The organism is Pseudomonas sp. DW-iso17 (assembly GCF_058725345.1).
This window is the reverse complement of sequence record NZ_JBZXEA010000011.1, coordinates 490,659-502,252: the sequence shown is the minus strand read 5'-3', so window position 1 is coordinate 502,252 and position 11,594 is coordinate 490,659. Positions and strand designations below refer to the sequence as shown.

At 56.9% G+C, this 11,594-nt stretch carries 10 protein-coding genes; 5 read left to right on the top strand and 5 right to left on the bottom strand.

Annotation, left to right across the window (positions count from 1 at the left end; translation table 11 throughout):
• Positions 1-49: 49 nt before the first annotated feature.
• Positions 50-739, bottom strand: a complete 690-nt coding sequence (gene phoB, locus AC4PS6_RS10230; protein ID WP_003195617.1) for a phosphate regulon transcriptional regulator PhoB — start codon at positions 737-739, stop codon at positions 50-52.
• A gap of 152 nt (positions 740-891) precedes the next feature.
• On the opposite strand from phoB, the gene AC4PS6_RS10225 reads away from it, so the two are divergent.
• On the top strand, positions 892-1,269 hold the full coding sequence (locus AC4PS6_RS10225; protein ID WP_014720512.1) for a COG4315 family predicted lipoprotein: 378 nt from the start codon (positions 892-894) through the stop codon (positions 1,267-1,269).
• Between the two features lie 121 nt (positions 1,270-1,390).
• Here AC4PS6_RS10225 and ubiA read toward each other — a convergent pair whose 3' ends face one another.
• Both ubiA and AC4PS6_RS10215 read right to left on the bottom strand, forming a co-directional pair.
• Positions 1,391-2,281 (bottom strand): 4-hydroxybenzoate octaprenyltransferase, encoded by an 891-nt coding sequence (gene ubiA / locus AC4PS6_RS10220; RefSeq protein WP_014720511.1) that lies wholly within the window; start codon positions 2,279-2,281, stop codon positions 1,391-1,393.
• A complete protein-coding gene (locus AC4PS6_RS10215; RefSeq protein ID WP_058410132.1) occupies positions 2,281-2,844 on the bottom strand; it encodes a chorismate--pyruvate lyase family protein in 564 nt (187 codons plus the stop codon). The genes ubiA and AC4PS6_RS10215 overlap by 1 nt, the downstream gene beginning before the upstream one ends.
• 195 nt (positions 2,845-3,039) lie before the next feature.
• On the opposite strand from AC4PS6_RS10215, the gene AC4PS6_RS10210 reads away from it, so the two are divergent.
• The 4 genes from AC4PS6_RS10210 (at position 3,040) to AC4PS6_RS10195 (ending at position 6,227) form a co-directional block, all read left to right on the top strand.
• Positions 3,040-3,207: a rubredoxin gene (locus AC4PS6_RS10210; protein WP_014720509.1), complete on the top strand. Its 168-nt coding sequence runs from the start codon at positions 3,040-3,042 to the stop codon at positions 3,205-3,207.
• Between the two features lie 36 nt (positions 3,208-3,243).
• Positions 3,244-4,392: an NAD(P)/FAD-dependent oxidoreductase gene (locus AC4PS6_RS10205; protein ID WP_336827105.1), complete on the top strand. Its 1,149-nt coding sequence runs from the start codon at positions 3,244-3,246 to the stop codon at positions 4,390-4,392.
• 190 nt (positions 4,393-4,582) lie between these two features.
• Complete coding sequence (locus AC4PS6_RS10200) at positions 4,583-4,858, top strand: HU family DNA-binding protein (protein WP_003195589.1); 276 nt, start codon at positions 4,583-4,585, stop codon at positions 4,856-4,858.
• Positions 4,859-5,132: 274 nt separating this feature from the next.
• Positions 5,133-6,227 (top strand): type III secretion effector protein, encoded by a 1,095-nt coding sequence (locus AC4PS6_RS10195; protein WP_014720506.1) that lies wholly within the window; start codon positions 5,133-5,135, stop codon positions 6,225-6,227.
• A gap of 222 nt (positions 6,228-6,449) precedes the next feature.
• Here AC4PS6_RS10195 and AC4PS6_RS10190 read toward each other — a convergent pair whose 3' ends face one another.
• On the bottom strand, positions 6,450-7,211 hold the full coding sequence (locus tag AC4PS6_RS10190) for a pentapeptide repeat-containing protein (protein WP_169855613.1): 762 nt from the start codon (positions 7,209-7,211) through the stop codon (positions 6,450-6,452).
• Positions 7,208-11,590, bottom strand: coding sequence for an RHS repeat-associated core domain-containing protein (locus tag AC4PS6_RS10185; protein WP_336827103.1), 4,383 nt, complete (start codon positions 11,588-11,590; stop codon positions 7,208-7,210). Before AC4PS6_RS10185 ends, AC4PS6_RS10190 begins: the two co-directional genes overlap by 4 nt.
• Between the last annotated feature and the right edge of the window lie 4 nt (positions 11,591-11,594).

The following is an 11,594-nucleotide window of genomic DNA, read 5'->3' as shown; positions in this document are numbered from 1 at the left end:
TCACTTAAACATGCGTCCTTGTCAGCTGTTAAGGGAGGAAGGGACTGGCTCAGCCTTTGGTAGAAAACCGATAGCCGGTGCCGCGCACGGTTTGTACCAGATTCTCGTACGCATCGCCCAAGGCTTTGCGCAGGCGGCGGATATGCACATCCACAGTGCGCTCTTCCACATAGACGTTGCCGCCCCATACCTGGTCGAGCAGTTGGCCACGGGTGTAGGCACGCTCCTGGTGGGTCATGAAGAATTGCAGCAGGCGGTATTCGGTCGGTCCCATCTCGGCAGGCTTGCCGTCGATGGTCACGCGGTGGCTGATCGGGTCCAGGATCAAGCCGTCGACTTCGATAGGCGCTTCGCCATCGGTCGGGCCGGCGCGGCGCAGCACGGCTTTGAGGCGCGCCACCAGTTCCCGTGGAGAGAACGGCTTGGTGATGTAGTCATCGGCGCCGACTTCCAGGCCCTGGATCTTGTTGTCCTCTTCGCCCTTGGCGGTGAGCATGATGATCGGGATATCCCCGGTCAGCTCGTCACGCTTGAGACGGCGGGCCAACTCGATGCCTGAGGTGCCGGGCAGCATCCAGTCGAGCAGGATCAGGTCCGGCTTGCGGTCGACGATAATGGCGTGGGCCTGCTGGGAGTTCTCCGCCTCCAGGCAGTCATAGCCGGCCATTTCCAACGCGACGGCGATCATTTCGCGAATGGGCGCTTCGTCGTCAACGATCAGAATGCTCCTGCCAACCATGCTCAATCCTCTTGTCATTTAACTGTCTTGCGCCGCATTAGATAACGGAATTATTGCAGTCGTGTGACAGTAATTTAGTCGCTTGGGCAATTAACGGCACTCTGGACTACCCTTTGGGTCCGAATCCTGACAACCACAAAAGGAAGGTTCCGATGACTTACAGCACTGTTTCCTGGAAAGCCCTGCTGGTATCTGCGGTGTTGACGCTGCCAGGCCTGGCGTTTGCGGCAGAGCCGGCGATGACCCAAGACGGGATGTTAGTGGATCACAAGGGGATGACGCTCTATACCTTCGACAAGGACGCTGATGGCAAATCAGTGTGCAAGGACCAGTGCGCGACCAACTGGCCACCGCTGAAGGCAGAGTCCACTGACACCAAGACCGGCGATTGGACGGTGATCACCCGCGACGACCAGACCAGCCAGTGGGCCTACAAAGGCAAGCCTGTCTACACCTACAAGGACGACAAGAAAGCCGGTGACAAGACCGGTGATGGCAAGGGTAGCGTTTGGCACATCATCAAGCCTTAAGTCTGCGGCGCTGCTGAATCCATCGGAGGCAAGCCCCTCCCCATTTTTTGATCTGCGAATACAGTCAAAATGTGGGAGCTGGCTTGCCTGCGATGGCGTCCCAACAGCCACCACAGAATCCTCAGCGAACCGCGTAATCCACCACGATCCCGACAAAAATCGCCAACCCCGCCCAGTGATTATGCAAGAACGCCTTGAAGCACTTCATGCGGTCCCTGTCCCGTGTGTACCAGAACTCCCAGACAAAACAGCCCGCTGCCGCCAGCAACCCGAGGTGGAACCACCCGCCCAGCTCGAACCGTGCGCCGGCCAGCAACAGGCACGCCAGCGCCAGGCCTTGCAGGGTGAGGATGATCACGCGGTCGGCATCGCCAAATAAAATCGCGGTGGATTTCACCCCGATCTTCAGGTCGTCATCGCGGTCGGTCATGGCGTAATAGGTATCGTAGCCCACCGTCCACAACAGGTTGGCGATGTACAGCAGCCACGCCGTGGCAGGTAAATGGCCGGTCTCGGCGGTAAACGCCATTGGCATGCCCCAGGAAAACGCAGCACCGAGCACTACCTGGGGGTAATAGGTGTAGCGCTTCATGAACGGGTAGCTCGCCGCCAGAGCCAGGCCGCCCAGGGAGAGCAGGATGGTGCTGGCGTTGGTCAGCAGCACCAGCAGGAAACTGATGCCCATCAGCACGGCAAAAAACACCAGCGCTTCTTTCGAACTGATCTTGCCGCTCACCAGCGGGCGTTGCTCGGTGCGTTTCACATGGCCATCGACCTTGCGGTCGGCCCAGTCATTGATCACGCAGCCGCCGGCCCGGGTGAGCACCACGCCCAGCACGAAAATCACGATATTGATCAGCGACGGCGAACCCTTGCCGGCGATCCACAGGGCCCACAGTGTCGGCCACAGCAGCAGGTAGATGCCGATGGGCTTGTCCATGCGCGTCAACTGAATGAAGTCCCAGGCCCTGGGGTTCAGGCGGTTCAAGGACTTGAGCAGACGTTGGTACATCAGCAGTTCTCCGGATGATCGTGCAACGCGCGCCAGAAACTCGGCAAAAAGACTTCCGCCACCAGCACGCTCAGCGCTCCGCGGTCGAAGCGCGAGCGGCGTGCCCACAGATTATCGGACTGGTCCGCTGTCGGCAGCCAGGCACGAGGGTAGTGACACACTTCAATGGCCTGGCGGGTGAAGGCGCGGTCGCAGAACAGCAACTCGCCCAGCGAACGGCTGCCCAGCTCGTCCATGTGCAGGCCATCGCCCTGCAAAGCACTGCGGGCCGCCACGCTGCGGGCGAACACCCAAGGCAGGCCGTGCCCGCGCAAATACACCTCGCGTACCCAGCCGATACTGGCCGGCGGCAGGTCCAGGGCGGCGCATTCATCATCGCGCAACGGTTGCCAGCCTTCGAACAGCGGCGTCACGCTGAAACCCTCGTTGGACAGCCACGTCAGCCGTCGCGTCAGCGAGCCTTCGTCAAATAGCCAGTTGAGGGTCAAGGGCGTGGGCAAGGGGCTCAGAAGGCTCTGGGTCAGCCATTGGCAAGCATCGGGAAGGGCGATTGAGTGCGGCACGGTGAGTCAGTATTGGCAGCAAAAGAGGCGGCGAGCTTACCATGGCACCCTGAACTTTTGCCGCGCCAAACCGGCCGTTTGCGTCGAACGTGCTTGCATCTGCCGGCCCCGATCAGTACAAAACGCCCTGAGCCGCGCGGCAACGCTGGATCCATCGACCGCCGGCCAACACGCCTGAACCTGAGGAAGCACGTAATGAAGAAGTGGCAATGTATCGTCTGTGGCCTTATTTACAACGAAGCGGACGGCTGGCCGGATGACGGTATTGCACCAGGCACTCTGTGGCAGGACGTCCCGGAAGACTGGCTGTGCCCGGACTGCGGCGTGGGTAAGTCGGACTTCGAAATGATCGAAATCGCGTAATCCCGAATTTAAGAAACGTACTACAAGGAGAAAGGAATGAACGCACCTGTCGTGATCATCGGCACAGGATTGGCCGGTTACAACGTCGCCCGGGAGTTTCGCAAGCTCGACAGCGAGACCCCATTGCTGCTGATCACTGCCGATGACGGACGCTCCTACTCCAAGCCCATGCTCTCCACCGGCTTTGGCAAGAACAAGGAAGCCGATGGCCTGAGCATGGCCGAACCCGGCGCCATGGCCGAGCAGCTCAAGGCCCAGGTGCGCACCCATACGCGTATCAGCGGCATCGACCCAGGCCACAAGCGTCTGTGGATCGGCGAGGAAGCGGTGACCTATCGCGACCTGGTCCTGGCCTGGGGCGCAGAAACCGTGCGCGTACCGGTCGAAGGCGATGCGGCTGATTTGATTTTCCCGATCAACGACCTGGAAGACTACGCACGCTTTCGTGCCGCTGCTGCTGGCAAACGGCGCGTGCTGCTGCTCGGCGCCGGCCTGATCGGCTGCGAATTTGCCAACGACCTGATCCTGGGCGGCTATGAAATCGACCTGGTCGCGCCCTGTGAGCAAGTCATGCCGACCCTGCTTCACCCGGCGGCGGCCGCCGCGGTGCAAGCCGGGCTCGAAGGCATCGGCGCGCGCTTTCACCTGGGCCCGGTGCTCAATCGCCTGCAACGCGCCGCTGATGGCCTTGAAGCGCACCTCTCGGACGGCGAAGTGATCCACTGTGACCTGGTGGTGTCCGCCATCGGCCTGCGCCCACGCGTAGACCTGGCCGCAGCCGCTGGCCTGCAAATCAACCGCGGAATCATGGTGGACCGTCACCTCAAGACCTCCCACGCTAATATCTACGCCTTGGGCGACTGCGCCGAGGTCGATGGCCTGAACCTGTTGTACGTGATGCCGCTGATGAGCTGCGCTCGCGCCCTGGCACACACCTTGGCTGGCAATGCCACGGCGGTGAGCTATGGGCCGATGCCCATCACCGTGAAAACCCCGGTCTGCCCGCTGGTGGTATCACCTGCGCCACGAGGCACCGAAGGCGTCTGGAGCGTCGAAGGGCAGGGTGCCGACATCAAGGCCCTGTGCCGCGATGCCAGCGGCCGTCTGCTGGGTTATGCACTGACCGGCAGCGCTGTCATGGAAAAACTGGCGCTGAACAAAGAACTTCCGCCGTTACTGGCGTAAATACCACCCGTTCTGTCGCAAACATCACGTTCATACCCCGAGAAAGGCCGCCGCGAGACTGGCGCGGCGCCCGAGGGCGTGCCATCCTCACTCCCGTCTGCCGCAGAGTAGAGCCTGCGGCGCCTTGGCGCTGCTCCACCAGAGAGCAGCACGGACATAACAACAAAAAACCGTCAAAGAGGCTTCACATATGCGTAAACCAGATCTCGCAGCCGCCATCGCTGAAAAAGCCGATCTCACCAAAGAACAGGCCAACCGCGTCCTCAATGCCGTCCTCGAAGAAATCACCGGCGCCCTGCACCGCAAGGACAGCGTCACCCTGGTCGGCTTCGGCACTTTCCTGCAACGCCACCGCGGCGCCCGCACCGGCAAAAACCCGCAAACCGGTGAGCCAGTGAAAATCAAGGCGAGCAACACGGTAGCGTTCAAGCCGGGCAAGTCGCTCAAAGACAGCGTCAACCCGTAAGTTAAGCGGTACCGTCTCGAAGGGAGGCGGGGCGGCAAAGAAAATGGGCACGCCGACTGGGTCGGGTGCCCATTTTTATTGTGCGAGAGAAGCATTTTTGCCACCACAACAGACGTTGCCTCTTGCGTAGATATAAGTGAGTACAGTAGCCATTGATCGAATCGATGTTATAGAGTTTCTATATTGACTCAGTGTGGAACTACATCCAAACGACAGGACACATATAGCGCGAGACTGCAGGGAGCGCTCTCTAAACTCATTTAGAGGTGTATATATGAAAGTTCTTGATCTGCCTTTTGTTCCACCTGTCCAATTACCCCACGAGAAAAAAGTAGAAGCGAAGGCTCCGTCGGCGTCGGGTGCTGCCGGAGCAGCCACCGCTAACGTTGAGGGCGTTTCGAGTGGCGCGGACGAGCAGGTATTTAAATGCATAGCAGCGACCCCGGAGGAGATCGCTGCTAAAAAAAGGCAAATGGGTGCTGCGATTGCTAATAATTTGGGACCCGATCAATTAGACCTTCCTGCCCCCGAAGATCTTAAATTCAAACCTGGCGCTCCAGGCAAACCTCACACTCCAGGCAAACCTAGAACTGGCGGAACTAATGGTGGATCTTCCCCTGCCGTGTCCACACCTAAGCCAACTGTGAAGCCTAAGCCAACGGTAACGCCTAAGCCAACTGTGAAGCCTAAGCCAATCACACCTACTCCAACAAAACCAACGGCTGTGCCGAACACTCCGAGTGGTGTAGTGAGCACCGCGCAAAACATTGTGAGTCAGCCACAGAACTTGCCGCCGGCCCCTCCATCAGTAGCGGCCAGTGTGCGTAATGCTTTTATAACGGCCAGTGCAAACAACATAATCAGCAGCCCCTTCACTGTCGGCCAGCAATTCACGTCTAACTACTTCCAGAATAAATTTACAGCGCAAAGTCAGATGCCAGGAGCGCCAGTACAGAATGCAGATGGCACGATTGGAACCGTAGACCCTGCCGCGACGAAAGAGCAAAAAATGGAGGCTCGCCTCACCGGTGCTGAAATAAAAAATGAGGCAACGGCCAACCTGTTTATTTTTCTCAACTTAGGAGCAGAAGCAAATGCGGTGCAGCCGAGCGATCAAGCGCCTAAGGACACAGATGGGCGCCTGAAGAACCTTGAGGCGTCGATGGATGCAATCGAAGAGCAAATGCCGGAGCTCGCTAAACGTTTCAAACTTCTTTACGAACCGTACGAAGCGGCCGAATCATCAGTGGCGCCGACTGAAGAATCTCGTATGGACAATATTGAAAAACGTCAGGAACACATAAATGAAATGATCAATTTATTGAAGATTGTTCAGAATCAGAGATCGCAGAAAACACCTGGCGTGTAAGGGAGGTATAGTGTTTATTTAACAAGTGGGCAGGCAATGCGACGAGCGTTATTGGCTTAAATAACGTTGTCTCTTTTTATGGGCAAGAGCACCAATGAAGGTGACAGGTTTATCTGACTTTTGTGTCGACTTTGATCTGAGTGATCTGCCCATTTTTAGCGTCCTGTCATTAATTTTGGCTCCGATCATCAGAACTTTTAATTCAGGATTGCCCCTCTGTTTTTAAGTGCCCTGAAGAAACTCGATAAATTGTTTGGTGAATTCCGGCCCTTCGTACTCTTCAAGATTCTTGATATTGAAGAGTGCGCCTCGTTGCGTTGTGAGCTTTTGCAGACGGCGTTTCAATAACTTATTGATCGGGTTTTCTGGCTCAGAGATAATCAATGCGAGCGCTTTGCGGGCGCGAACAGACACGTCTTTGAAAAAAATGTGCTGGGGATCTGCAGGAGGAATGATCTGCTCAAGATCACAGTCTGTAAACGTTACCCAATCCAGTTTGCACAATTCAAAATCAACAAGAAGGGGGGTGTTGGGCGGTTCGGATATGAAACTTACCTCTTGTAATTTTCCCGAAAACTTGAGGTTTTTTATTTTGCTGGCATTGAACGAGTTGTCAATGATCTTGCACTGGGTAAATATGCAGTTGCTGAATTCGCAATCTTTCAAAGACGCTTCTCGAAAGTTGCACTTTATGAAAGTGCAGTTCTCGAATTTGCTGTTGCTGAAGCCTGAAGCCTGAAAGTCAACCGTCTTGAAGTGACAATGGGCTAATAAGGTCTTATTGAAAAATCTTGAACCGGAAAAATCACTTTTCTCAAAGCTGCAGCTTTCCAATATACACTGATCGAAAATCGGATCGGAGAGCTTCGCATCTTTTAATTTACAATCGATAACACGTTCTTTTTCAAAACGCGTTTTTTTAGGTAACACAAGCCCGTCTTGCTGTATGCCTGACAGTACGAATGATGGCATTTTGTCATTCACCATAATATTCCTTCATAACCATTGCCCCAGTCCCCATAACGCCGCTGATGCGTGCCTCTTTTCCAATCAGCCTTAGTCGTGAGGTCCCACCAGGTTTTAGTTTTAGTTTCATACACATCGGGAAGACGCTGCCCTGATTTCGATACCTCCAGGTGTCCCAATGATGGATCATTTTTTACTCTGGTTTTGAAGTTTGCATCAATTCTCTGCCCTACATACCTGCGATAGCGAGAACGTGCTTGTCCGAGATCGCCTCTATCATAGGCTCGTTTCACCGCTGCTCTTTGCCTCGGGGTCAATGACCTTTGGGGGTTACTGTAGACAGCCTTCTTCGCTGCATTGGCATGCGCTTGAAGCTTAGCAGTGGTTGAGCCGCACGGTGCCCATCCCAACGGATCGATCCATCCCGAGGGGTTAGGAGAATACTGATAAAGGTTAAAACCTCCTGCTAGCCCGACAGGGTCCGGCGTTGTAAAACGCCCCACGTCGGGATCATAAAACCGGAATGTATTAAAATGCAGCCCCGTCTCCCGATCCAGATACTGCCCTTGGAATCGTAGATTTTGCTCTTCAATGTAATGTGGCTCCCGCACCTCTTCCAAGGTATTGCCCCACACCTGATAAGTCGCACGCCAGGTAATTTGCCCATCGGCCTCGGTCAGTCGCTCCGGCAGTCCGTTAAGATCATTGTGGTAGTAGCGGGTTTTTTGCAGTGGGCCGATGCCGTCAATCCTGGCCAGGGGCACGTAGCTTTCACCTTCGTATAGATACAGACTGGTCTGGCTGTGTTTGAACTCCTGCAACAGACGTAAACCATCCCAGGTGAAACTCGTCTGGCCCAACGGGCGGCCATTGTAATCATGTTCGGTTTTTTCGATCCGCCGCCCTAGGGGGTCATAGGTCATCCTGACCACGTGGCCGCTCTCATTTCGCACTTCAACCAGCCGGCTTTCCGCATCGTAGGCAAAGCGCTGCAAGCCACGAGCAGAGCTGCGTTTTTCGATCATTCTTCCTAAAGCATCATAGGCATACCGTATGTCTTGATAGACGAGCAGGCGATTATGTCGTATGAGACCACCTTGATTTGGGCGGTCCAGCAGATTGGCCGCAGCGTCATAGGCGTATGTTTCGGTCCGGCCAACTTGGTGGCTTAAAAGGATTCGGTCGGTGCTGTCGTAACCCAGATGTTCTTGATGATCATGTTGGTGGTTTATACGACGTCGCCCGATCAGGTTGTCACTGGGGTCGAAGCTATAGTCCGTCTCGACCAGGGGAGGCAACTGCCAAGGCTGGTCAATGCTGCGACGCTGTCGTGAGCGAACCCTGCCACTTCGGTCGTATGCGGTACTCGTTTTGAGTTGGCCCTGGGTACGCTGTACTTCGCGATGCAAGCGATCACGCTCAAAGTCGCTGATGACTTTTCCATCGATGTTCAACTGATGCAGGTGGCCGCTACCGTAGTACAGCCTGTTCAACCATCGACCGTCGGGCAAGCCGGTTTGAACCAGGTTTCCCAGCTCGTCGTAACGATGCTGCACAGACCCTGCCGAGCTTTGCTCCTCAAGCAGTTGCCCCAGCGCGTCATAGCTGAAACCGAGTAGCTGCTGGCGGCCATCAAGGGCGGTGAAGGTGACACCGACCAACTGGTCGTTCAGGTCGTGTTCATAGACCGTGGTGCCGTCCGCGGTGGTTTTACTGACCAGGCGGCCAACAGGATCGCGCTGAAACTGGTGCGACAACGGCGCTACCGGCTCGCCCTCTGTTCCCGGTAGATAGTCCACGGCAACAATATCGTCCAGTGAATCGTAGGTGTAGCAGCGTCGGCTTTGATCCAGATCCTGCTGCTGCACCATGCGGTCGGCTGCGTCCCACTCAAAGCGATAGCTCTCGCCATTCTCGTTGGTCAGCTTGCGGAGTCGTCCGTAGGCATCATGATCGAACATCACCGAACGGTTATGCGCATCCCGGCGTTGTTTGACCAAGCCACGAACGTCATAGTCATAGCGTGTGGTGCTGCCGGCAGGGTCAACGTGGGCAGTCAGATAACCATTTGCGCTGCGCTGGAACAGTTCGACGCGGCCATCTGGAAGCTGGCATTCCAGTAGTAGCCCCTGAGGACCGTACCGATAGCGCACCGATTCACCCTCGGCATTGGTCTGCACCACCAAATTGCCGAAGGCGTCGTACTGATAGCGAGTGGGATAACCCGAGCAGTCCACTTCTTCGACCAGTTGGCTCCATTCGTTCCAATGCAATGTTCTGGTTTTTTCGGTCGCATCGATGATGCGTACCGGCTGGCCGAAACCGTCATAGACATAGCGCGTACGGTTGCCCAGGGGGTTGATTTCCTCGATGCAGTTACCACGCTGGTCGTAGCGATAATGCCAGCTGTGGCCCGCAGTATCGGTTTCCACCTCGGGCAATGCCCAATGCGCCAGCCACTGCGTGCTGCTGGTTCTGGACAGTGGATCGATGACGGCGCTCAGGTTGCCGCACGCGTCATAGTTGAAACGCCACTGGCCGTTTTGCGGGTCAATCGCACCGAGCAGCTGGCGATCTTCGCTCCATTCAAACTGCCACGTATGGCCGAGGTTATCGATGTAGCGAGTGATCTGGAACTGCGGATTCCAATGCCGAGTGCTGACGCGCCTCAACCCGTCGGTGACGCGCGTAATGCCCGCATCCAAGTCGTAGTCGAAGGTGTATTCATCACCCGCATCTGTCCAGTGCCGACTGACGCGCCATTCCGAGCCCTCTGGGCCAGGTACTTGAGCCCATTGGTAGAAGCAGCGCATGCCACTCGGCAATCGGTGCACGGTCATGCGCCTGCCGCTGTCGTAGGCAAAGCTGCGAAGGGTCGTGCCCTGGGCGTCCAAGACTTCGGCAAGATCGCCGTTGCTGTCATAGCGATAGCTGACGAGCACGTCGCAGCGCCCATCGAAATGGTCTTGGCGCAGGTAACGGCGTTCGATATGGCTTACACGCCCAGGATGCTCTGCGGTGTAGCTTAGGTCGACGTGCATCAAGTCATGGGTGTCGCGCAGGCGGCACAGCCGTCCTTGGGCATCGTAATCAAGGAAGATCCGCCCTTCATTGCGATCACCTAGCAGTTGCAGACGCATTCGAGAGTGGTTCTGCGGGTCGAGTTCGAACAGCCGATACAGGCCGTCGGTACTCTCGATCAAGACCGCTGCGTCACCACTGCGCCTGACCGCAAGACCTTCGACTGGGTCGAATGCTCCGCCGGACGCAGGGATGTAACCGATCTCCAAGCGCCTTCCCTGTTCATCGATATAAAACAAGTTTTCGTCTTTATCGATCTCGACCGATACCTCATAGGCAACGCTCCAGCCCGCCCCAAAGAGACCGTCGGTCCGTGCGTCGAGGCTGCTGTAGAAACGCTGCCAATCGATGGGAAACAGCCCAGGAAGCACGAAATCCAGTTCATCCTCATCACCTAGAATCTTAGCGCCGGTCGCACTGTGCACGGGGTTGGGGGAGCCGTTCATGGCGCTCTTGAGCGCAGAGGTTATTTTGCTGGTGCCATAGGAGACTCCAGCCCCTACCACCACACTGCCGAACAGGCAGGGCAGTTTGCTCCAAAAGCACTTCACATTGCCGCGTAGCATCATCAAGGCAGTAATCGCCAGCCCCACCCCCGGCGTTTTCCCGCTACGAATCTCCTGCACCACAATGGTCTCACCACCAATGCGCACATCCGGCGAAATCAGGCCCTCAGCCGTCCCAATCTTGGCGTCACAGGTACTGCGATCACCGCTGCGTGCCGCAGGCTGCCCGTTGATGAACACCGAGCTGGAACCTTCGGCAATAAACTGCAGGGGCATGGGCGGATGCTTGTTGCACGCCACGGTGTCCAGCGGGCACGGCTCGGTGCCGGGGGCGGGCGAGGCGACGGTCGGGCGCCACATCTGCGAGAAAAACTCCCCGGCCATATCCAGGAAGCTCGGCGCTGCCGGCTCGCTGGGCGCGACCGGTACAGCCGTCATCTTGCCTGCGGCGCGGGCGGCCTTTTTGCCATTGATGAACACGTTGTGCGAACCGCTGGTGATGAAGGCATCGATCACCGGCGGGAACACCCAGTTGGCGGCGGACTCGCACCAACTGGATATCTTCAAGTCCGCCCCCGTGAGGCCAGCGGTAATACCGACGACCGCGCCCACCACCAACACCAGGGCTACACCGCCGGTGGCGATGGTTGCACCCGTCGCGAGGAACACCGCCCCGGCAACGGCCAGGCAGCCCACGGTGGTGAGCGCCGCATAGGCGGCCACTTCCAGCACGCCGCCGAGAATATCGGCCATCACCGAGGTGTGCAGCAGTGCGTCGCCTTCGCGGGCCGCCCAAAGATCCTCACTCATTGCT

What these genes read in the sequence shown, in the direction of transcription:
- phoB (WP_003195617.1), bottom strand. Translation starts at nt 739, where the DNA reads ATGGTTGGCAGGAGCATTCTGATCGTTGACGACGAAGCGCCCATTCGC.
- AC4PS6_RS10225 (WP_014720512.1), top strand. Translation starts at nt 892, where the DNA reads ATGACTTACAGCACTGTTTCCTGGAAAGCCCTGCTGGTATCTGCGGTG.
- ubiA (WP_014720511.1), bottom strand. Translation starts at nt 2,281, where the DNA reads ATGTACCAACGTCTGCTCAAGTCCTTGAACCGCCTGAACCCCAGGGCC.
- AC4PS6_RS10210 (WP_014720509.1), top strand. Translation starts at nt 3,040, where the DNA reads ATGAAGAAGTGGCAATGTATCGTCTGTGGCCTTATTTACAACGAAGCG.
- AC4PS6_RS10205 (WP_336827105.1), top strand. Translation starts at nt 3,244, where the DNA reads ATGAACGCACCTGTCGTGATCATCGGCACAGGATTGGCCGGTTACAAC.
- AC4PS6_RS10200 (WP_003195589.1), top strand. Translation starts at nt 4,583, where the DNA reads ATGCGTAAACCAGATCTCGCAGCCGCCATCGCTGAAAAAGCCGATCTC.
- AC4PS6_RS10195 (WP_014720506.1), top strand. Translation starts at nt 5,133, where the DNA reads ATGAAAGTTCTTGATCTGCCTTTTGTTCCACCTGTCCAATTACCCCAC.
- AC4PS6_RS10185 (WP_336827103.1), bottom strand. Translation starts at nt 11,590, where the DNA reads ATGAGTGAGGATCTTTGGGCGGCCCGCGAAGGCGACGCACTGCTGCAC.